We start from the raw sequence: 21,834 nt of genomic DNA on the forward strand, positions 1-21,834 counted from the left end.
TCGGAAAGGAACCAGACATGAGCAAGATGTCCTCGGCCGATCTGATCGGCCCCGCGCTGGCCGACGGCGTGCGCAAACTGGCGCCGTCGGCCCAGCTGAAAAACCCGGTGATGTTCGTCGTCTACGCCGGCAGCATCCTGACCACCGTGCTGTGGATCATGGCGCTGGCCGGCCGGGCCGAGGCGCCGGCCGGCTTCATCCTGGCGGTGGCGGCGTGGCTGTGGTTCACCGTGCTGTTCGCCAACTTCGCCGAGGCCCTGGCCGAAGGCCGCGGCAAGCAGCAGGCGGCCGCGCTGCGCGGGCTGCGCACCACGCTCACGGCACGCGTGCTGAAAGACTTCCGCGAGGCCGACGCCGCCGGCGCCACGCCGGACGGCTGGCGCGCCCGCGTCACGGGGCAATCGTCGGGCACCTTGCGCAAGGGCGACGTGGTGCTGGTCGAGGCCGGCGACACCATCCCCGGCGACGGCCAGGTGCTGGCCGGCGTGGCCGCGGTCGACGAAAGCGCCATCACCGGCGAATCGGCGCCGGTGATCCGCGAGTCCGGCGGCGATTTCTCGTCGGTGACCGGCGGCACCCGCGTGCTGTCGGACTGGATCTTCGTGCGCATCGCCGCCAATCCCGGCGAAAGCTTCCTCGACCGCATGATCGCGATGGTGGAAGGCGCCAGGCGCCAGAAGACGCCCAACGAACTGGCGCTGACCATCCTGCTGGTGGGCCTGACGGTGGTATTCCTGCTGGTGACCGTCACGCTGCTGCCGTTCTCGATCTATTCCGTGGCAGCCTCGGGCGCCGGCGCGGTAGTGACGGTGACCGCGCTGGTGGCGCTGCTGGTGTGCCTGATCCCCACCACCATCGGCGGCCTGCTGTCGGCCATCGGCGTGGCCGGCATGAGCCGCATGATGCAGGCCAACGTGATCGCCACATCCGGCCGCGCGATCGAAGCCGCCGGCGACGTCGACGTGCTGCTGCTCGACAAGACCGGCACCGTCACCTACGGCAACCGGCAGGCCTCGGCCTTCCTGCCCGCGCCCGGGGTGCAGCAGGCGGAACTGGCCGCGGCCGCGCGCCTGGCCTCGCTGGCCGACGAAACGCCCGAGGGCCGCAGCATCGTGGCGCTGGCCGACAAGGCGCTGCACAAGCCCGCGCCAGCCGTCGAAGGCGCCGGGTTCGTGCCGTTCTCGGCCCACACCCGCATGAGCGGCGTCGACCTGGGCGAACGCAGCATCCGCAAGGGCGCGCTGTCGGCGGTGGCCGCCTGGCTGGCCGAGCGCGGCGACGAGCTGCCGCGAGAGCTCATCCGCATGGCCGACGACGTGGCGCGGCGCGGCAGCACGCCGCTGGCCGTCAGCGACGGCGGCCGCGCGCTGGGCATCGTCGAACTGAAAGACATCGTCAAGCCCGGGATCCGCGAGCGCTTCGGCGAACTGCGCAAGATGGGCATCAAGACGGTGATGGTCACCGGCGACAACCGGCTGACCGCGGCCACCATCGCCGCCGAGGCCGGCGTGGACGATTTCCAGGCCGAGGCCACGCCCGAAACCAAGCTCAGGCTGATCCGCGGCTGCCAGGCCGAAGGCCGGCTGGTGGCGATGACCGGCGACGGCACCAACGACGCGCCGGCGCTGGCCCAGGCCGACGTGGCGGTAGCGATGAATTCGGGCACCCAGGCCGCCAGGGAGGCCGGCAACATGGTCGACCTCGATTCGGACCCGACCAAGCTGATCGAGATCGTCGAGATCGGCAAGCAGATGCTGATGACGCGCGGCGCGCTGACCACCTTCAGCGTGGCCAACGACGTGGCCAAATATTTCGCCATCATCCCCGCGGCCTTCGCGCCGGTGTACCCGCAACTGCAGATCCTGAACGTGATGGGGCTGGCCACGCCGGCCTCGGCCATCCTGTCGGCAGTGATCTTCAACGCGCTCATCATCGTCGCGCTGATCCCGCTGGCGCTGAAGGGCGTGCGCTACCGCCCGCTGGGTGCCGCCGTGCTGCTGCGCCGGAACATGCTGGTGTATGGCCTGGGCGGGCTGCTGGTGCCGTTCGCCGGCATCAAGGCCGTCGACATGGCGCTGGCCGCCTGCGGCTGGGCCTGAACCGGAACGCCATGGCCGGATGCCATGGCGCAACGCACTGGTGCAAGGAATCCTCATGAACGACACGACCCATCCCGCTTCGGCCGGGGCTCCCCCCGAGAGCGCTGTCCCGCGCCCCTCCCCCGCCGCCCAGGACCGGGGCGGCATCCTGCGGCCCGCGCTGGCCGCCCTGGCGGCGCTGACGCTGGTCACCGGCCTGTTCTATCCGCTGGTGGTGACCGGCATCGCCCAGGCGGTATTTCCGCGCCAGGCCGCCGGTTCGCTGATCGAGCGCGACGGCAAGGTGATCGGCTCGTCGCTGATCGGCCAGAACTTCAGCTCGCCCGGATATTTCTGGGGCCGGCCGTCGGCCACCGGGCCGATGCCGTACAACGCGGCGGCCTCCGGCGGCTCCAACCTCGGCCCGAGCAACCCGGCGCTGGCCGACGCGGCCAAAGCCCGCGTCGAGGCGCTGCACGCGGCCGATCCCGACAATATGGCACCGATCCCGGCCGACCTGATCGCCGCGTCCGGCAGCGGGCTCGACCCGCACATCAGCCCGGCCGCCGCGCTGTACCAGGCGGCACGGGTGGCGCGTGCGCGCGGCCTGGCGCTCGACCAGGTGCGGCGGCTGGTCGAGGCGCACACCGAGACGCCGCCCAGCGCGCTGATCGGCGACCCGGCCGTCAACGTGCTCGAACTCAACCTCGCGCTCGACGGGCTGGCTCCCGCCGGCCGCTGAGGCGCGGCGTATAGTAGCCGCCAGCCCCCTCACACCCGCGCCCCCCACGCCAGCCCGCCATGCATGGACAGGACGACCGCCGCCCCGATCCCGAACGCCTGCTCAGGCAGCTCGACCAAGGGCCACGGCCGCGCGGCCGGCTGCGGGTGTATTTCGGCGCTTCGGCCGGCGTCGGCAAGACCTACGCCATGCTGGCGGCGGCCCAGGCCCGGCACCGGCAAGGCGGCGGCGTGCTGGTCGGCGTGGTCGAGACCCACGGCCGCAAGGAAACCGAGGCCCTGCTGGACGGCCTGGACGTCCTGCCGCTCGAGACGGTCGAATACCGCGGCCACGCGCTCAGGGAATTCGACCTCGACGGCGCCCTGGCGCGCGCGCCGGCGCTGGTGCTGGTCGACGAACTGGCCCACTCCAACGCGCCCGGCTCGCGCCATGCCAAGCGCTGGCAGGACGTGCAGGAGCTGGCCGAGGCCGGCATCGACGTCTGGACCACGCTCAACGTGCAGCACCTGGACAAACTGAACGAGGCGGTCGGCAGCATCACCGGCGTGCGCGTGTGGGAAACCGTGCCCGACGCGGTGTTCGACGCCGCCGACGAGGTCATCCTGGTGGACCTGCCGGCCGACGAGCTGCTGCGCCGGCTGAAGCAGGGCAAGGTCTACCTGCCCGAACAGGCGCGCCAGGCGGCCGGCAATTTCTTCCGCAAGGGCAACCTGATCGCGCTGCGCGAACTGGCGCTGCGCCGCACGGCCGACCACGTCGACGATGCGGTGCAGGCCTACCGGCTCGACCGCGAGATCGATTCGGTGTGGCGCACGCGCGAAGCGGTGGCCGCCTGCATCGCCGCCGACGACAATCCCGAATACGTGGTGCGCGGCGCGCACCGGCTGGCGCAGCAGCTGGACGCCGAACTGCACGTGGTCACCGTCGATCCGGTGCGCGCGTCGGCGCGCGTACCGTCCGGCCACGCCGCGCTGCAGGCGGCCATGGCGCTGGCCGAATCGCTCGGCGCCCGCACCGAAACGCTGCCCGGCGGCGACATGACGGGCGCCGTGGCGCGCTACGCACGGCGCCACAACGTCACCAAGATCGTGCTCGGCCGCCACCGCCGGCGTCGGCTGCCGACCTTCGGCGGCCTGCTGGCGGCTGCCCTGGCCCCGGGCTGGATGCTGCACCGGCACAGCTTCGCCGATCTGCTGGCCGCCGCCTGTCCCGGCGCCGACGTGATACGCATGGGCGCCCCGCCCCACCCGGCCGCGCCGGCGCCGGGCGGTACGCCCTTGACGCTGGGGCGACGTGCGCAATCCGGCGCCGAACCGGAAGGCGGCCGCGGCAACGCGGCCGGCTACCTGTGGGCGCTGGCGTATTGCGCGGTGGCCGCCGGCATCTCGGCGCTATTGCTGCCGCTGCTGCGTCCCGCCAACATCGTCATGCTGTTCCTGCTGGCGGTGGTCGCCGTGGCGCTGCGCCATGGGCGCGGGCCGGCGGCGCTGGCCTCGCTGGTGAGCGTGGGGCTGTTCGACTATTTCTTCGTGCAGCCCTACGAATCGTTCGCGGTCTCCGACATCCAGTACCTGCTGACCTTCATCGTGCTGCTCGGCGTGGGGCTGCTGATCGGCCAGCTCACCGCCGGCCTGCGCCTGCAGGCCCAGTTCTCGATCCGGCGCGCGGCGCAGGCCCAGGGCCTGTACGAGTTCGCGCGCGAGCTGTCGTCGGCGCTGCAGGCCGAGCAGATCGTCGATTCGGCGCGCGGCTTCGTGCAGGCCACCTTCGGCGCGCGCTGCGCGGTCTACCTGCTGGACAACGACGACCGGCTGGCGCTGGCCACGCCCACCGATTCACTACCCGGTGCCGCGTCGGCCCCGGGTACCGCGGGCGGCACGCCCGGCGGTCCCGCGCCGGGTGCCGGCGGCTCACCCGGCATCCTCCCGCTCGACACCGCCGTGGCCCAATGGGTACTGGATCACGGCAAACCGGCCGGCGCCGGCACCACGACCCTGTCCGACCGTCCGCTGCGCTACCTGCCGCTACGGGCGCCGATGCGCACCCGCGGCGTATTGGCGGTCGAGCCGCGGCCGCCGGGCCCCGGCGGCGACGCGCTGTCGCAGCGCCAGCAGCTGGAAGCCTGCGCCACGCTGATCGCCATCGGCCTGGAGCGGCTGCACTACGTGGAGGTGGCGCAGCGCGCCCTGGTCCACATGGAGTCCGAGCGCCTGCGCAACGCGCTGCTGGCCGCCATGTCGCACGACCTGCGCACGCCGCTCACCGGCCTGGTCGGCATGACCGAGACCCTGCTGCGCCGGCCCGGCCGGCTCGACGGCGAAGTGCTCGAAACGATCGGGGCGATGCGCGACCAGGCCCGCCGCATGCACGCGCTGGTCGCCAACCTGCTCGACATGGCCCGCCTGCAAAGCCTGGACACGCCGCTGCGGATGCAGTGGCAATCGATCGAGGAACTGGTGGGCGCGGCGCTGGCCGCCATGCGCGAGCCGCTGCGCGGCCACCGCGTGACGGTCGGCAAGCTGTCGGCGCTGCCGCTGGTGGAATGCGATGGCGTGCTGATCGAGCGCGTGCTGTGCAATCTGCTGGAAAATGCGGCCAAATACACGCCGCCGGGCAGCCACATCCACGTCGATGCCGAGGCCGGCGACGGCGAACTGCGCGTGACCGTGGCCGACGACGGGCCGGGCGTGCCGCCGGGCGCGGAAACGCGCATCTTCGAGAAGTTCACGCGCGGCGAGCGCGAGTCGGCCACGCCCGGCGTCGGGCTCGGCCTGGCGGTCTGCCGCGCCATCGTCGACGCCCACCGCGGGCGCATCCGGGTCGAGCCTGCCGGCCCGCCCCCGGCCCGCGGCGCCCGCTTCGTCTTCACGCTGCCGCTGGGCGCCCCGCCCGCAGTCCAGCCCGAGCCGACCTGACGCCATGCTCGAACAGCAAGCCGCCATCCTGATCATCGAGGATGACCCGCACATCCGCCGCTTCCTGCGCTCGGCGCTGGAAAGCGAGAATTGCGTCGTCCACGAGGCCGACACCGTGCGGCGCGGGCTGATCGAGGCCGGCACCCGCCACCCCGATCTGGTCGTGCTCGACCTCGGCCTGCCCGACGCCGACGGCATGGACCTGATCCGCCAGCTGCGCGGCTGGACCGAAATGCCGGTGCTGGTGCTGTCGGCCCGCAGCGGCGAGGCCGACAAGATCGCCGCGCTCGACGCCGGCGCCGACGACTACCTGACCAAGCCCTTCGGCGTGGGCGAACTGGTGGCCCGCCTGCGCGTGCTGCTGCGCCGCCGCGCGCGCGGCGGCGCTGGCGCCGCATCGGAAATCGCCTTCGGCGCGGTGAAGGTCGACTTCGCCCGCCGCGCCGTCACCCGCGGCGGCGAACGCGTGCACCTGACCGCCATCGAATACCGCCTGCTGGGCGTGCTGCTGGCCCACCGCGGCAAGGTCATGACCCACCGCGAGCTGCTGCGCGAGGTCTGGGGCCCCAGCCACGTGCAAGACCACCACTACCTGCGCATCTACATGGGCCATCTGCGGCAAAAGCTGGAAGCCGATCCCGCCCAGCCGGCATTCCTGCTGACCGAGGTGGGCGTGGGCTACCGCTTCGCCGGCTGAGCGGCCGAGTCATCGTTGCGGCCGCGCAACCCGGCCGGCCGGTCGCCACCGCCATGGCAGTGCATCCGGCCCCGCCGCCGGCGCGGGTTTTCCGTCTGTGCTACCTTTGTAAAATTATCTGCTCTTTCCCTGCGTTGCAGACCGCCAAGATGTCAAGCCCCAAGCTTCGCGCCGTCGAAGACCTCGTCCCGCCTTCCCCCGCGCCGTCAGAATCCGTCCCCGTGTTTTCCGCGCCGCCGGCCGTCAAGATGCTCAGCGAGATCCTGCCCGACGATCCGCTGCTGATGATGGGCGCCGGCCCGGTCCCCATTCCCGACGCCGTGGCGCGCGCCAATTCCGTGGTCATCAACCACCTGGGGTCGACGATGTCGACCATCATTTCCCAGGTCAAGGCCATGTCGCGCTACGTGTTCCAGACCAATTCGGAATGGGTGCTGGGCGTGGCCGGGCCCGGCTCGGCCGCGATGGAAATGGCGATCTGCAATCTGGTGGCGCCGGGCAGCAAGGTGCTGTGCATCGTCAACGGCTTCTTCAGCGCCCGCATGGCGGAGATGAGCCGGCGCCTGGGCGCCGACGTCGTCATCCACGAGATCCAGGGCCATCATGCCGCCTCCGCCGCCGAGGTCGAGCAGGCGATCGCCACGCACCGCCCCGATTGCATCACCATCGTGCAGGGCGAAACCTCCAACACCGTCTTCAACCGCGAACTGCCGGCCATCGCCCGCGCCGCCAAGCGCCACGGCTGCCTGACCATCGTCGACGCCGTCTGTACCCTCAGCACGATGCCGCTGCAGATGGACGAATGGCAGATCGACGCCGTCATCACCGGCGGCCAGAAGGGACTGGCGTCGATTCCCGGCGTGTCGCTGATCGCGTTCTCCGACGACGCCTGGGCCCGCATCGCCGAGCGCAAGACGGCCAACACCCACTGGTGCCTGGACGCCAAGCTGGCCGAGAACTTCTGGCACAAGGGTTCGTACCACTACACCGCGCCGGTGTCGGGCGTGCTGGCGCTGCACGAGGCGCTGCGCCTGGTGTGCGCCGAAACCCTGCCGGTGCGCTTCGCGCGCCATTCGCGCTGCTCGTTCGCGCTGCAGAACGGCATCGAGGCCATGGGCCTGCGGCTGTGGACGGCGCCGTCGTCGCGGCTGAATTCGGTGATCGGCGTGTCGGTCCCGGACGGGCTGGGCAGCCCTGAGATCTGCAACCACATCTCCGGTCAGTACCACGTGGAAATCTCGGGTTCGTTCGGCCTGCCCATCGTGCGCATCGGCCAGATGGGCGAACAGTGCCGCGCGCACAACCTGTTCCGCACGCTGCACGCGCTGGGCTCCACCATCCGCGACCTGGGCGCCAAGGTCGACATCCCGGCCGCCATGGCCACGCTGGAATACAGCCTGCAGCACGTGCGCACGGCGTAAGGCCGCCGGCCGCCGCGCGCGGCCCGCTTCGGCTACAGTGCGGGTTTCGACCGATTTTCTGGAACGCCCGCCATGTCCGCTCCCGCCATCCCGCCGCTCGGCACCCCCCTGTCGCCGCAAGCCATCCGCGTCATGCTGCTCGGCGCCGGCGAACTGGGCAAGGAAGTCATCATCGCGCTGCAGCGGCTGGGCGCCGAAACCATCGCCGTCGACCGCTACGCCGGCGCCCCGGGCCAGCAGGTCGCGCATCGCGCCCATACCGTGGCGATGACCGACCGCGCCGCGCTGAAGGCCGTGATCGAGCACGAAAGGCCGCACATCATCGTGCCCGAGATCGAGGCCATCGCCACCGACCTGCTGGTCGAGCTGGAAGCCGCCGGCGTGGCCCGCGTCACGCCCACCGCCCGCGCCGCGCAGCTGACCATGAACCGCGAGGGCATCCGCCGCCTGGCGGCCGAGACGCTGGGGCTGCCGACCTCGCCCTACCGCTTCGCGTCGTCGCTGGAAGAACTGCGCGCCGCCGTCGACGACGGCATCGGCTATCCCTGCATCGTCAAGCCGGTGATGTCGTCGTCGGGCAAGGGCCAGTCCAGACTGGACGGCCCGCAGGATCTGGAAGCCGCCTGGCGCTATGCGCAGGAAGGCGGCCGCGTCGGCGGCGGCCGCGTGATCGTCGAGGGCTTCATCCGCTTCGACTATGAAATCACGCTGCTCACCGTGCGGGCGCTCGCGGCCGACGGCAGCGTCGCCACCCGGTTCTGCGAGCCGATCGGCCACGTGCAAGTCGACGGCGACTACGTGGAAAGCTGGCAGCCGCATCCCATGCCGCCGGCCGCGCTGGCGCGCGCCCGGGACATCGCGCTGAAAGTGACCGGCGAGCTGGGCGGGCTGGGCATCTTCGGCGTCGAGCTGTTCGTGGCCGGCGACCAGGTATGGTTCTCTGAAGTCAGCCCGCGTCCCCACGACACCGGCATGGTGACCATGGCCACCCAGGCGCAGAACGAATTCGAGCTGCACGCGCGCGCGCTGCTCGGCCTGCCGGTGTCGACCGCGCTGCGCCAGCCCGGCGCCAGCAGCGTGATCTACGGCGGCGTGCAGGCCAAGGCGGTGGTGTTCGACGGCGTGGCCGAGGCGCTGTCCGAACCGGGCGTCGACATCCGGCTGTTCGGCAAGCCGGAATCGTTCGTCAAGCGCCGGATGGGCGTGGCGCTGGCCACGGCCGACGACGTGGACACCGCGCGCGCCCGCGCCAAGGCGGCCTCTGCCAAGGTCAGGCCGAGAGGATGAACTCGGCCCGGAGCGCGCTCGGGCCGATCTCGATCCGGCGCCCGGCCCGGCGCGCCTAGGCCCCTCGCTCCAGCATCGGCTCGAATTCCTCTCCATAGTACTGATCCGCCGGCAGCACCGTGCCGTCCAGCAGGCGCTGCGCCCAGTCGTCGACGGCCACGCGGGCCTCGTGGCAGACCGAATCGTTCAATATCAGGCGCACGTAGTCGGGCTGGTCCAGGCCGAATACGGTCTTGGCGCCGAAATCCACCGCGCCGCGGTAGAAGTCGAGGATCGCGGTCTCTATGCAGCGGCCGCAGTTGGCGATGGCCGAGGCCAGGAACACGTCGGGATGGCGCTCGGTCCAGTCGAGCACGTTGCCGATCTGCCGCACGCCGAAGGCGCGGCAGGCGTCGATCGCGCCGTCGCGGCCGCCGTCGATCATCGCGAACACCGTGTCGGCCTGGCGCGCGGCCATCGCGGCGAAGGTGTCGAAGGCCAGTTCGGGGTCGTGCGGATTGCCGCAGAAGGTGGTCAGCAGCGCGGTGTCGGGCCGCTGGCGCAGCACGCCGTCCACGTAGGCGGCGCGCCCCTTCAGGCCGGGCCGGATGCGTTCGCCCGACAGGTGGCCCACCACCCCGCTGCGCGTTTCGGCAGCCGCGGCCACGCCGGCCAGGAAGGCCGATTGTTCCTGCAGCACTTCGTAGCTGGCGGCGTTGGGAGCGGTGTAGCTGCCCTGGATGATGACGAAATGGATATGCGGGAAGCGGTCGGCCACCACCGTGACCGGGTAGTCGCCCTGGCCGCCGTGCAGCACCACCAGGTCGGCGCCGTGCAGGCAGATGTCCATCAGCCGCGCGGCGCGCATCGCCGGGCCGTCGGACTGCACCCAGATGACGTCGGCCGGTACGCCGGCGGCCCGCGCGCGCTCGACGCCGGCCAGCCCGGATTCGTTGAAGCTGCCGCGGCCCGGCGGCCCGAACAGAATGACCTTGATCCGCATGGCATCTACCTCCGGGGCCCGAGTCGCGCCGGACTCCCGGGCGGAGACGGCAGCTGCTGCGTGTGGTTGTCGCTCGCTTTGAGCGCGGACGGCAGCCGTTGGTTCCGCGGCATATACGCACCGGGCGCGGGCACCGGCGGCGGGAAGGCACTGATATAGGGCGGCACGAAGAAAGTATGCGGGGCGTTCATTGGCATTCCTGCGGGAGCGGGTCCCGGGGCATGCCGATGTCAAGCAAGGTTCGTGCCCTTGGCGGCACGGGGCCGCCGGTCAGGCCTCGATGCCGCGCGACGCCAGGTAGTCGTCGTAGTTGCCGTGATAGTCGACGATCTCGCCCGACGGCAGGATCTCGATGATGCGGCTGGCCAGTCCGGACACGAATTCGCGGTCGTGCGACACGAAGAACAGCGTGCCGGCGAACTTGTCGAGCGCGAACTGCAGCGACTCGATCGACTCCATGTCGAGGTGGTTGGTGGGCTCGTCCATCAGCAGCACGTTGTGCCGGCCCAGCATCAGCTTGCCGAACAGCATCCGGTTCTTCTCGCCGCCCGACAGCACCCGCACCGGCTTGACGATGTCGTCGCTGGAGAACAACAGCCGTCCCAGCACCGAGCGGATGGCCTGGTCGTCGTCGCCCGGCTGGCGCCACTGGCTCATCCAGTCGAACAGGTTGTCATCGGACTGAAACTGATCCGACACGTCCTGCGCCATATAGCCCAGGTTGGCGTTGTCGGACCACTTGAGGCGGCCGGCGTCGGGCGCCAGGTCGCCCGCCAGCAGGCGCAGCAGCGTGGTCTTGCCGGCGCCGTTGGCGCCGATGATGGCGATCTTCTCGCCCGCTTCTACCATGGCCGAGAAGCCGCCGATCACCGGCCGGTCGTAGGCCTTGGCGAGGTTCTCGGCCTCCACCGCCTGCCGGTGCATGGCCTTGGCCAGCTCGAAGCGGATGTAGGGGTTCTGGCGCGACGACGGCTTGACCTCGACCGTTTCGGCCTTGAGCTTGTCGATCTGCTTCAGGCGCGAGGTGGCCTGGCGGGCCTTGGACTTGTTGGCCGAGAAGCGGCGCACGAAATCCTGCAGTTCGCCGATGCGCTCCTTGGCCTTGGCGTTGGCGCTGACCAGCCGCTCGCGCGCCTGGGCCGAGGCCAGCATGTAGTCGTCGTAGTTGCCCGGGTAAATGCGGACCTCGCGGTAGTCGAGGTCGGCCATGTGGGTGCAGACCTGGTTCAGGAAGTGCCGGTCGTGGCTGATGATGATCATCGTCGACTGGTACTGGTTGAGCACGTTCTCCAGCCAGCGGATGGTGTTGATGTCGAGGTTGTTGGTGGGTTCGTCGAGCAGCAGCACGTCGGGGTTGGAGAACAGCGCCTGCGCCAGCAGCACCCGCAGCTTCCAGCCGGGGGCCACCTCGCGCATCGGCAGCTGGTGCTGCTCGACCGGGATGCCCAGGCCCAGCAGCAGCTCGCCGGCGCGCGCCTCGGCCGTGTAGCCGTCGTATTCGGCGAACTTGGCCTCCAGGTCGGCGGCGCGCATGTAGTCTTCGTCGCTGGCGTCGGGATTGGCGTAGATGGCGTCGCGCTCGGTCATGGCCTGCCACATCTCGGCATGGCCCATCAGCACCACGTCGAGCACGCGCACGTCCTCGAACGCGAACTGGTCCTGGCGCAGCTTGCCCAGCCGGGTGTTGGGCTCCAGCGAGACGTTGCCGGAACTGGGCTCCAGGTCGCCGCCGATGATTTTCATCAGCGTCGACTTGCCGCTGCCGTTGGCGCCGATCAGGCCGTAGCGATTGCCGTCGCCGAACTTGACCGAGACGTTCTCGAACAGGGGTTTGGGGCCGAACTGGATGGTGAGGTTGGCGGTGGAAATCACGGTGACGACAAGTGCCTGGGAAAATGGGGCGCCGCGGGGCCTGACGGGCCCGGCAGGCCGGATGGGGCGCACGCGCGGGGCGCCGAATCGCTTAGTGTAGCAAGGCCGGCCCCCACGGTCGTGACAGCGCCGGCCGCCGCCGCCCGGGGCCGTCCCGCGACCCCGTGCTGCACTGCGGGCCTACGATGCGGCAACCGTTTGCTACCATTGGGGTCCGACAGCCGCTGGCCCGCGGCGGCTGCCCGGTCGGCCTTTCCCTCCTCTTATCCCACCACAAAGCAGAGTGAACCGCTCGACATGTCGTTATTGATCCTTCTTGTGCTCCCGTTCGTGGGCAGCGCCGTGGCGGCCTTCCTGCCGGCCAACGCCCGCAATCGCGAAGCCTGGCTGGCCGGCGCCATCGCGCTGGCCGGCACGGTGCAGGCGGCCCTGATGTATCCCGACGTGTCGTACGGCGGCGTGCTGCGCTACGAGGCGGCCTGGCTGCCCGAGCTTGGGCTGTCGTTCTCGCTGCGGATGGACGGCCTGGCCTGGATATTCGCGCTGATGGTGACGGGCATCGGCCTGCTGGTGGTGCTGTACGCGCGCTACTACATGTCGCCGGAAGACCCGGTGCCGCGCTTTTTCTCGTTCCTGCTGGCCTTCATGGGCTCCATGCTGGGCGTGGTGATGTCGGGCAACCTGATCCAGATGGCGCTGTTCTGGGAGCTGACCAGCATGGTGTCGTTCCTGCTGATCGGCTACTGGCACCACCGGGCCGACGCCCGCCGCGGCGCGCGCATGGCGCTGACGGTCACCGCCGCCGGCGGGCTGTGCCTGTTCGCCGGCGTGCTGGTGCTGGGGCACATCGTGGGCAGCTACGAGCTGGACGACGTGCTGGCCTCGGGCGAGCTGATCCGCACCCATCCGGTCTACACGCTGGCGCTGGTGCTGATCGCGCTGGGCGCGCTCACCAAGAGCGCGCAGTTCCCTTTCCACTTCTGGCTGCCGCACGCGATGGCCGCGCCCACGCCGGTGTCGGCCTATCTGCACTCGGCCACCATGGTCAAGGCCGGCGTCTTCCTGCTGATCCGGCTGTGGCCGGTGCTGGCCGGCACCTCCGACTGGTTCTGGATCATCGGCGGCGCCGGGCTGTGCACGCTGCTGGTCGGCGCCTACGCGGCCATTTTCCAGCAGGACCTGAAAGGGCTGCTGGCCTATTCCACCATCAGCCACCTGGGGCTGATCACGCTGCTCTTGGGGCTGGGCAGCCCGCTGGCCACGGTGGCCGCGATCTTCCACACGATGAACCACGCCACCTTCAAGGCCTCGCTGTTCATGGCCGCCGGCATCATCGACCACGAATGCGGCACGCGCGACATGCGCCGCCTGAGCGGCCTGTACCGGCTGATGCCGGTGACCGCCACGCTGGCGATGGTGGCCGCCGCCGCGATGGCCGGCGTGCCGCTGCTGAACGGCTTCATCTCGAAGGAAATGTTCTTCACCGAGGCCGTGGTGGTGGGCAACGAGGTCGGCATGCGGTTCGCGCTGCCGGTGGCCGCCACCGTGGCCGGCGCCTTCAGCGTGGCCTACTCGTGGCGCTTCATGCACGACGTGTTCTTCGGCCCGCCGCCGCGCGACCTGCCGCGCACGCCGCACGAGCCCGTGCGCTGGATGCGCCTGCCGGCCGAGCTGCTGGCCTTCGCCTGCCTGGTGGTGGGCATCGTGCCGGCCTACACCATCGCGCCCTTCCTGGCCACCGCGGCCCGCGCCGTGCTGGGCGAACAGGTGCCGCACTACAGCCTTGAGATCTGGCACGGCTTCACGCTGCCGCTGCTGATGAGCTTCATCGCCCTGGGCGGCGGCTCCTTGTTCTATCTCATCCTGCAGAAGGGGCTGCGGCTGCGCACGGTCGAGCGGCTGCCGCTGATCTACCGCTTCAGCGGCAAGCGTTCGTTCGAGCGCATCCTGACCCTGGCCACCGCGCTGGCCGACCGCCTCACCAACAGCCTGGGCGCGCGCGGGCTGCAGCCGCAGCTGGTGGTCATCGTCATGGTGGCCGTGGGGGTGGGGCTGTGCGCCGCGCGCGGACTGCCGTCGCTGCGCGGCCCGGTCGCGCCCGGCGCGGCCGACCCGGCCTTCGCGCTGCTGTGGGTGATGGGCATCGTGTGCGCCATCGGCTGTGCCTACCAGGCCAAATACCACCGGCTGGTGGCGCTGGCGCTGATCGGCGGCTCGGGACTGGCCGTGTGCATCACCTTCCTGTGGTTCTCGGCGCCCGACCTGGCGCTGACCCAGCTGCTGGTGGAGGTCGTCACCACCATCCTGATGCTGCTGGGCCTGCGCTGGCTGCCCAGCCGCAAGGAACCGCGCGAGCTGGGCCTGCGCACCCCCGCCTCGGCCTGGGTGCACCGCGGGCGCGACCTGCTGCTGTCGGTCGGCTGCGGGCTGGGGCTGGCCGGGCTGTCGTACGCGCTGCTGACCCGGCCCTATCCCGATACCATCTCCAGCTACTTCCTGGAGCACGCGCTGCCGGGCGGCGGCGGCGCCAACGTGGTCAACGTGCTGCTGGTGGATTTCCGCGGCTTCGACACGATGGGCGAGATCACCGTGCTGGGCACCGTGGCGCTGACCGTCTACGCGCTGCTGCGCCGCTTCCGGCCCGCGCCGGAGAGCATCCCGCTGCCGCACCAGCAAACGGACCAGGGCAAGCCCGACGGCGACGGCCGCGGCGGCGTCGATCCCAGCACCGGCTACCTGACGGTGCCGGCGGTGCTGGTGCGGCTGCTGTTGCCGGCGATCGCGCTGTTCGCCGTCTACCTGTTCCTGCGCGGCCACAACCAGCCGGGCGGCGGCTTCGTGGCCGGGCTGGTGCTGTCGGTGGCCTTCATCCTGCAGTACATGATGGGCGGCACCGTCTGGGTCGAGTCCCGGCTGCGGCTGGTGCCGCAGAGCTGGATCGGCCTGGGACTGCTGTTCGCCGTCGGCACCGGGCTCGGCGCCTGGCTGTTCGGCTACCCCTTCCTGACCTCGCACGCCTTCCACCCCACCCTGCCCCTGATCGGAGAAGTCCCCTTGCCGAGCGCTTTCCTGTTCGACCTGGGCGTGTTCGTCCTCGTGGTCGGCGCCACCATGCTGATCCTGACGGCGCTGGCGCACCAGTCGATCCGCAGCCACCGCGCGGCCCAGCACACGCAGGCGGCCGCCGAACCGGGAGAACGGCCTTGGAACTGATCATTTCGCTGGCCATCGGCGCGCTGGCCGGCTCGGGCATCTGGCTGCTGCTGCGGCCGCGCACCTTCCAGGTCATCCTCGGCCTGTCGCTGATCTCCTACGCCGTCAATCTCTTCATTTTCGCCACCGGGCGCCTGTCCATCGACCAGCTTCCCATCATCGGCGGCGACCGCCCCATCGACATCCACCACTACGCCGACCCGCTGCCGCAATCGCTGGTGCTGACGGCGATCGTGATCGGCTTCGCGATGACCGCCCTGTTCCTGGTGGTGCTGCTGGCTTCGCGCGGGCTGACCGGCACCGACCACGTCGACGGCCGGGAGGTCGAATGATGCGGTCGCTGCTGGACCACCTGCTCATCGTTCCGATCGTGCTGCCGCTGGTGGTGGGCGGCGCGATGCTGCTGCTGGGCGAGCGCCGCACCCGGCTCAAGGCCGGCATCAACGTGGCGGCCACCGCCGCGCTGCTGGCCACGGCGGTGGCGCTGCTGCGGCGCGTGAACGCCGGCGGCGTCGAGGTCGCGGTCTACCTGCCGGCCAACTGGCCGCCGCCGTTCGGCATCGCGCTGGCGGCCGACCGCCTGTCGGCCGCGATGCTGGTGCTGACCTCGATCATGGCGCTGTGCTCGCTGGTGTTCGCCATCGCGCGCTGGCACCGCGCCGGGGTGCACTTCCATCCGCTGTTCCAGTTCCAGCTGATGGGGCTCAACGGCGCCTTCCTGACGGCCGACCTGTTCAACCTGTTCGTCTTCTTCGAGGTGCTGCTGGCGGCCTCCTACGGCCTGCTGCTGCACGGTTCCGGGCCGGACCGAGTCAAGGCCGGACTGCACTACATCGTGGTCAACCTGGTGGGCTCCTCGCTGTTCCTGATCGGCGTCAGCATGATCTACGGCGTCAGCGGCAGCCTGAACATGGCCGACGTGGCGCTGCGCATCGCCCAGATGCGCGATGGCGAACACCTGTTGCTGCAGGCCGGGGCGGCCATCCTCGGCGTGGCCTTCCTGCTCAAGGCCGGCGCCTGGCCGCTGAACTTCTGGCTGCCGCCGGCCTACGCGGCCGCCAGCCCGCCGGCGGCCGCGCTGTTCTCGGTCATGACCAAGATGGGGATCTACGTGATCCTGCGGCTGTCGCTGCTGCTGTTCGGCGACGACGCCGGCGCCTCGGCCGGCTTCGGCAGCCACTGGCTGCTGCTGATCGGCCTGATCACGCTGAGCTTCGGCGCGCTGGGCATGCTGGCGGCGCAGAACCTGCCGCGGCTGGTGGGCTTCAGCGCCATCGTTTCGTCGGGCACGCTGCTGGCGGCGGCCGGCTTCCGTTCGCCCGCCGTCACGGCCGGCGCCTTGTTCTACCTGGTCAATTCGACGCTGGCGCTGGGGGCGTTCTACCTGCTGCTCGAACTGATCGAGCGCAGCCGCAGCTACGGCGCCGACCTGCTGGCGCTCACGCGCGAGGCCTTCGGCCTGGACCGCCTGCAGGTCGACGATGACGACGACGCCGACACCGGCGACGCGGGGGTCGCGATTCCGGCCGCGATGGCCTTCCTGGGCCTGGCCTTCGTGGCCTGCGCGCTGCTGCTGACCGGCCTGCCGCCGATGTCGGGCTTCGTCGCCAAGTTCGTGCTGCTGAGCTCGGTGCTGAACCCGGGCGGCCTCACGCCCGACGTCGGCAGCGGCGTGCCGGCCAGCGCTTGGGTCATGACGGGGCTGGTGATCGGCTCCGGGCTGACCGGGCTGATCGCGCTGGCGCGCATGGGGGTCCGCACCTTCTGGGCGCCGTCGGGGCGCGCCGTGCCGCGGCTGCGGGTGATCGAGGTGCTGCCCATCACTGCCCTGCTGGCGCTGTGCGTGGCGCTGACCTTCCAGGCCGGGCCCGCGATGCGCTATTTCGAGGCGGCCGCGGCCGCGCTGCATGCGCCGCACGACTACATACGCGGCGTGATGGCCGCGCGGCAGGTCGGCGCCACGGCGGGAGTACTGCCATGATCCGCCGCCTGTTCCGCTGGCCGCTGATGTCGGCCAGCCTGTTCGCGATGTGGCTGCTGCTCAATCGCAGCGTGGCGCCGGGCCAGATCCTGCTGGGCGCGGTGCTGGCGCTCGCGCTGCCGCGGCTGACGGCGAAGCTGCGGCCCACCGCGGTCAGGGTGCGCCGGCCTTGGGTCGCGCTGAGACTGCTGGCCACCGTGCTGTGGGACAGCTTCCTGTCCAACCTGGCGGTGGCCCGCGTCATCCTGGGCGGCCGCGAGCGGCGCCACCGGTCGGGGTTCGTCGAGATACCGCTGGAGCTGCGCGACCCGCACGGGCTGTCGATGCTGGCCGCCATCCTGACCGGCATCCCGGGCACGGTATGGTGCGAACTGTCCGACGACGGCAGCACGCTTACCATCCACGTGCTCGACCTGCAGCAAGAGGAAGACTGGGTCCGCACCGTCAAGGACCGCTATGAACGACCGCTGAGGGAGATTTTCGAATGAGCGTGCTGCCCTGGGCCTGCCTGGCCGCGATGCTGTGCTTCGCGCTGGCGATGATCCTGGCCACCCTGCGGCTGCTGCGCGGCCCGCAGGCGCAGGATCGCGTGCTGGCGCTCGACACGCTCTACATGAACGCCATGCTGCTGCTGATGGCGATGGCCATCCGCTACGGCGAAGTGCTGTATTTCGAGGCGGCGCTGGTGATCGCGCTGCTCGGCTTCGTCGGCAGCATCGCGCTGGCCAAGTTCCTGCTGCGCGGGGAGGTGATCGAGTGAACCCTATACCCGACTGGGCGGCGCTGCTGGCTTCTTTGCTGATCGTCGCGGCGGGCCTGCTGGCGCTGGTCGGCACGCTGGGGCTGTGGCGCTTCGAAAGCTTCTACCAGCGCATGCACGGGCCGACGATGGTCACCACCTTCGCCACGCTGTTCAGCTGTGCCGCATCGGCACTGTATTTTTCGATGGCCGAGGGCAAGCCGGTGATCCACGAGATCCTGATCGCCATCTTCGTCGCGCTCACGCCGCCGATCACCACCATGCTGCTGGCGCGCGCCGCGCTGTACCGGCACCGGCGCGCCGGCAAGGAAGTGCCCGGCAAGGACGACCTGCGGGGCGGCGCGGCGGCCGATTTCGGCGAGCTCGCCGACGAGACGAGCCTGCCCGAACTGCCCTCTTCTTAGGCGGTGGGCGGCCGGCCGGGCCGCGGCCGGGCAGGGATGTCAATGAGCATGGCGGTGGCCGTCGCCATGATCGCGGCCATGGCCGTGCGCGTCCGCGTGGCCGTGGTCATGCTCATGGGCGTGCTCTTCGAACACGATGTGGGCCATGCCGTCCTCGACGGCGATCCCGACCCGGGCGCCCACCGGCAGGGTGGCCTTGAGCTTCACGTGCCCGAACGGCAGCCCGGTCACCACCGGCACGCGCACCATCCGGCGCAGGTGGCGCACCACTTCCGCCATGTCGTAGCCGCCATCGTGCGGACCGAGCTTGTAGTCGGTGAAGCTGCCCAGCACGATCGCCTTCTGGCGCCCCAGCACACCCGCCTGCGCGAGCTGGATCAGCATCCGCTCGATGCGGTAAGGGTGTTCGTTGACGTCTTCCAGGAACAGGATGCCGCGCGTGCGCGGCATGTAGGGCGTGCCCAGCAGCGCCGTCAGCACGGCCAGGTTGCCGCCCCACAGAATGCCGCGGCCATCCACCGGATCGGCGTCGGCGGTCTCGAAGCTGAGGATTTCCAGTTCGCCCGACATGCACTCGCGGAACAGCGCGGCCGTCAGGTCGTCCACGCGCGTGCCGCCGAAGTCGGACACCGCCATCGGCCCGGCCCAGCTGACCGCGCCGGTGCGGGCCAGCAGCGCCAGCTGGAACAGCGTGAAATCGCTGTGGCCGACGAAGCGCTTGCCGCTGTCGGCCATCGCCCGCCAGTCGATGCGGTCCAGCAGCCGCGACAGGCCATAGCCGCCGCGCGTGGCCATGACGATGGGATGGGGCTGGGCGGCCGCGCGCGCCAGGGCTTCCAGCCGCTGTTCGTCGGTGCCTGCGAAGCGCAGCGCGCGGCGCGCTGCGCCGCGGTCGGCCGCGACCTTGAAGCCGAGTCCGCCCAGGTTGGCGCGGGCGCGGGCCAGCGCTGCGGGATCCTGGAGCGCGCCGGAGGGCGAAACGAGATAGATGCCGGGCCGGGAAGCGGCGCGGCGAGAGGCCGGGCGCGGCGCGGCGATGGATTCTTCGGCGGCGGCCTTTTTTCCGGCTATGGCTTTCTTGTTCGGCATTGGGTGGTTATCGGGTTAAAGACCGGCAGGCGGCTGCACATCGTCCGGCTCCACGGGCGCGGCCACTCGGCGCCGGCCGGCATCGCGCCGTTCGCGGAAGAAGGCCCGCAATTGCGCGCCGCACTCCTCGGCCAGCACGCCGCCCTCCACCACCGTCTGGTGGTTCAGCGCCGCCACCGCCGGCAGGTCGATCACGCCGCCGCAGGCGCCGGTCTTGGGATCGCGCGCGCCGAACACCACGCGCGCCAGGCGCGCGTGCAGCATCGCGCCCATGCACATCGCGCAGGGTTCGAGCGTGACGTACAGCGTGGCGCCCGGCAGGCGGTAGTTGCCCACGCGGGCGCAGGCCGCCCGCAGCGCCTGGATCTCGGCATGGGCGGTGGGATCGCTGCCGCCGATCGGCCGGTTCGCGCCCTCGCCCAGCACCCGCCCGTCGGCATCGCACACCACCGCGCCGACCGGCACCTCGCCGTCGCGCCAGGCCTGTTCGGCCAGCGACAGCGCGCGGCGCATCAGCAGGGTATCGGGCGATTCGGGCATGGGCTTGGGAAAAGACGTTGCGTGTGCATCGGCGCCGATTCTACCGTGCCGCGGGCGCGGCAACGGCTGCGGGCGCCGACCAGGCGCCGCGCCCGACTCAGGATGTCCCGCCGGCGTCGCCGGCCGATCCTCCGGCTTCGCGCTCCAGCAAGGCCCGCTTGCGTTCCACGCCCCAGCGGTAGCCAGCCACGCCGCCGTCGCCGCGCACCACGCGGTGGCAGGGAATCGCCACCGCCACGCTGTTGCTCGCGCAGGCCCGGGCCACGGCGCGCGCCGAGCCGGGGGCGCCGATGCGCTCGGCCAGCTCGGCGTAGCTGATGGTGCTGCCGGCGGGCAGCGCCCGCAGGGCTTCCCATACGCGCAGCTGGAACGCGGTGCCGCGCACGTCCAGCGGCAGATCCAGGCCCAGCGCCGGCGCTTCGACGGCGCCGACCACGCGCGCCACCCATTGTTCGAACGCGGCGTCGGCGCCGACCAGTTCCGCGTGCGGGAAACGGTCTTGCAATTCGCGCAGCAGCGCGTCGGGGTCGTCGCCCAGCGAGATGGCGCAGATTCCCTGGTCGGTGGCCGCCACCAGAATGGCGCCGAGCGAGCACTGGCCCAGCGCGAAGCGGATGCGCGCGCCCTGCCCGCCGCGGCGGAACTGGGTCGGCGTCATGCCCAGCATGGCCGAAGAGCGCTCGTAGAAGCGGCTGCCGGAGCCGAAACCGGCCTCGTAGACGGCCTGCGTCACGCTGCGTGCGCCGGCCAGCCCCTTGCGTACCGCCTCTGCGCGCCGGGCGCGGGCATAGGCGGCGGGCGTGACGCCGGTGCGGGTCTTGAACAGGCGGTGGAAATGGAAGCGGCTCAAGCCGGCCGCGGCGGCGAGCCGGTCCAGGTCGGGTGGCGCATCGCCCGATCCGGCGGCCGCTTCGATCAGCCGGCAGGCGCGCGCCACCGGATCGGCTTCCGGGTTGGCGACGGCCTGGGGACGGCAGCGCAGGCAGGGCCTGAAGCCGGCCGCCTCGGCGGCCTGGGCGCAGGCGTGGAAGTCGACGTTCTCGCGGCGCGGCAGCCGCGCCGGGCAGCCTGGCCGGCAATAGACGCCCGTGCTGCGGACCGAATAGAAGAAATGGCCACCGGCGGCCGCGTCGCGCGCTGCGACGGCCCGCCAGCGGGCCTCGTCGTCGGGATAGCGTTGCGCCGCCGGGGGCGATGTGATTTCCGGGATCATGGCTCTACGATAACGCACCGCTTCATGCGGCAGTCCGTCCATGATGTCCCCGGCAGCGGGCAGGCGCACCCCGGTTATTGCGGTCGAATCCGGTCGGCGCGGCGGTCAGCGGTTGCCTTGCGTGCCGGGCACGACCTCGCGGTATTCGCGGTAGATGCCGCCGCCTTCCACGCTGCCGCGCGTAACGCCCTTGCCCTGGATGCGGGCCACGCAGGCGGAACGGTCTTCCTGCGGCAGCGCGTCGCAGCGCGCCACCGCATTGCGGGCGTACTGGTCCTGGTTGGCGGCCGACGGCATCTTGCCGTGGCGCGCCTCTTCCAGCGCGGCACCCGCCTCGCGGCGGCAGGTGGCGCGGTCTTCGTTCGACCGGCCGCTGTTGCAGCGGGCGATTTCCTCGCGGTAGCGGTCGTCGGCGCTGGCGGCCAGGACGGCCTGGCCGGCCGCGATGCCGGACAATGCGAGCACGATGCAGGCGGCCATGCGGGGGGTTGCGATTTTCATCGTCTTCATGGAGGCTCCTCGTTGCGCCGTGGCGATACGGCAGTGATGCGGTGCGGCGCGTTCACGCGAAAAGTGTAGAGCCGAACGGCTGCCGCGATGCCGCAACATGCTACCAGTGTAAGCATCGGAACGTGACGTG

At 71.0% G+C, this 21,834-nt stretch carries 18 protein-coding genes; 12 read left to right on the forward strand and 6 right to left on the reverse strand.

Annotation, left to right across the window (positions count from 1 at the left end; all coding sequences use genetic code 11):
* The first annotated feature begins 17 nt into the window (after positions 1–17).
* The 6 genes from kdpB to purT all read left to right on the forward strand — a co-directional run bounded on the left by kdpB (position 18) and on the right by purT (position 9,140).
* Positions 18–2,099, forward strand: a complete 2,082-nt coding sequence (gene kdpB / locus ABD927_RS03975; protein ID WP_345246562.1) for a potassium-transporting ATPase subunit KdpB — start codon at positions 18–20, stop codon at positions 2,097–2,099.
* Positions 2,100–2,154: 55 nt separating this feature from the next.
* On the forward strand, positions 2,155–2,820 hold the full coding sequence (kdpC, locus tag ABD927_RS03980; RefSeq protein ID WP_345246564.1) for a potassium-transporting ATPase subunit KdpC: 666 nt from the start codon (positions 2,155–2,157) through the stop codon (positions 2,818–2,820).
* A gap of 59 nt (positions 2,821–2,879) precedes the next feature.
* Positions 2,880–5,735 carry a DUF4118 domain-containing protein gene (locus ABD927_RS03985; protein WP_345246566.1) on the forward strand — a complete coding sequence of 952 codons (2,856 nt, stop codon included), beginning with the start codon at positions 2,880–2,882 and terminating at the stop codon, positions 5,733–5,735.
* 4 nt (positions 5,736–5,739) lie between these two features.
* Complete coding sequence (kdpE, locus tag ABD927_RS03990; protein WP_345246568.1) at positions 5,740–6,432, forward strand: two-component system response regulator KdpE; 693 nt, start codon at positions 5,740–5,742, stop codon at positions 6,430–6,432.
* 248 nt (positions 6,433–6,680) lie between these two features.
* Positions 6,681–7,853, forward strand: a complete 1,173-nt coding sequence (locus ABD927_RS03995) for a pyridoxal-phosphate-dependent aminotransferase family protein (RefSeq protein ID WP_345246921.1) — start codon at positions 6,681–6,683, stop codon at positions 7,851–7,853.
* 72 nt (positions 7,854–7,925) lie between these two features.
* Positions 7,926–9,140, forward strand: a complete 1,215-nt coding sequence (gene purT / locus ABD927_RS04000; protein ID WP_345246569.1) for a formate-dependent phosphoribosylglycinamide formyltransferase — start codon at positions 7,926–7,928, stop codon at positions 9,138–9,140.
* Between the two features lie 55 nt (positions 9,141–9,195).
* Here the strand turns inward: purT and ABD927_RS04005 are convergent, their stop codons facing one another.
* Positions 9,196–10,122 carry a BMP family ABC transporter substrate-binding protein gene (locus ABD927_RS04005; protein ID WP_345246571.1) on the reverse strand — a complete coding sequence of 309 codons (927 nt, stop codon included), beginning with the start codon at positions 10,120–10,122 and terminating at the stop codon, positions 9,196–9,198.
* 270 nt (positions 10,123–10,392) lie between these two features.
* On the reverse strand, positions 10,393–11,994 hold the full coding sequence (locus ABD927_RS04010) for an ABC-F family ATPase (protein ID WP_345246573.1): 1,602 nt from the start codon (positions 11,992–11,994) through the stop codon (positions 10,393–10,395).
* Positions 11,995–12,291: 297 nt separating this feature from the next.
* On the opposite strand from ABD927_RS04010, the gene ABD927_RS04015 reads away from it, so the two are divergent.
* The 6 genes from ABD927_RS04015 to mnhG are packed head-to-tail and all read left to right on the forward strand — an operon-like array spanning position 12,292 to position 18,352.
* A complete protein-coding gene (locus tag ABD927_RS04015; protein ID WP_345246575.1) occupies positions 12,292–15,207 on the forward strand; it encodes a monovalent cation/H+ antiporter subunit A in 2,916 nt (971 codons plus the stop codon).
* Positions 15,198–15,539, forward strand: coding sequence for a Na+/H+ antiporter subunit C (locus tag ABD927_RS04020; protein ID WP_345246577.1), 342 nt, complete (start codon positions 15,198–15,200; stop codon positions 15,537–15,539). Before ABD927_RS04015 ends, ABD927_RS04020 begins: the two co-directional genes overlap by 10 nt.
* Positions 15,536–17,188 carry a monovalent cation/H+ antiporter subunit D gene (locus ABD927_RS04025; RefSeq protein ID WP_345246579.1) on the forward strand — a complete coding sequence of 551 codons (1,653 nt, stop codon included), beginning with the start codon at positions 15,536–15,538 and terminating at the stop codon, positions 17,186–17,188. Before ABD927_RS04020 ends, ABD927_RS04025 begins: the two co-directional genes overlap by 4 nt.
* Entirely contained in the window at positions 17,185–17,676 is a 492-nt protein-coding gene (locus tag ABD927_RS04030) for a Na+/H+ antiporter subunit E (protein WP_345246581.1), read from the forward strand. Before ABD927_RS04025 ends, ABD927_RS04030 begins: the two co-directional genes overlap by 4 nt.
* Positions 17,673–17,948 (forward strand): K+/H+ antiporter subunit F, encoded by a 276-nt coding sequence (locus ABD927_RS04035; RefSeq protein ID WP_345246583.1) that lies wholly within the window; start codon positions 17,673–17,675, stop codon positions 17,946–17,948. Before ABD927_RS04030 ends, ABD927_RS04035 begins: the two co-directional genes overlap by 4 nt.
* Complete coding sequence (gene mnhG, locus ABD927_RS04040; RefSeq protein WP_345246585.1) at positions 17,945–18,352, forward strand: monovalent cation/H(+) antiporter subunit G; 408 nt, start codon at positions 17,945–17,947, stop codon at positions 18,350–18,352. Before ABD927_RS04035 ends, mnhG begins: the two co-directional genes overlap by 4 nt.
* A 39-nt stretch (positions 18,353–18,391) precedes the next feature.
* Here the strand turns inward: mnhG and ABD927_RS04045 are convergent, their stop codons facing one another.
* The 4 genes from ABD927_RS04045 to ABD927_RS04060 all read right to left on the reverse strand — a co-directional run bounded on the left by ABD927_RS04045 (position 18,392) and on the right by ABD927_RS04060 (position 21,704).
* Complete coding sequence (locus ABD927_RS04045) at positions 18,392–19,441, reverse strand: LD-carboxypeptidase (RefSeq protein WP_345246587.1); 1,050 nt, start codon at positions 19,439–19,441, stop codon at positions 18,392–18,394.
* Between the two features lie 15 nt (positions 19,442–19,456).
* The gene (gene tadA, locus ABD927_RS04050; RefSeq protein WP_345246589.1) at positions 19,457–19,981 is read right to left on the reverse strand and encodes a tRNA adenosine(34) deaminase TadA; all 525 of its coding nucleotides are present in this window, start codon (positions 19,979–19,981) and stop codon (positions 19,457–19,459) included.
* Between the two features lie 97 nt (positions 19,982–20,078).
* The gene (ada, locus tag ABD927_RS04055) at positions 20,079–21,194 is read right to left on the reverse strand and encodes a bifunctional DNA-binding transcriptional regulator/O6-methylguanine-DNA methyltransferase Ada (protein ID WP_345246591.1); all 1,116 of its coding nucleotides are present in this window, start codon (positions 21,192–21,194) and stop codon (positions 20,079–20,081) included.
* Positions 21,195–21,299: 105 nt separating this feature from the next.
* Positions 21,300–21,704, reverse strand: a complete 405-nt coding sequence (locus tag ABD927_RS04060) for a hypothetical protein (protein WP_345246593.1) — start codon at positions 21,702–21,704, stop codon at positions 21,300–21,302.
* Positions 21,705–21,834 lie beyond the last annotated feature (130 nt).

It is taken from the genome of Pigmentiphaga soli (genome assembly GCF_039541095.1).
Taxonomy (GTDB): domain Bacteria; phylum Pseudomonadota; class Gammaproteobacteria; order Burkholderiales; family Burkholderiaceae_B; genus Pigmentiphaga; species Pigmentiphaga soli.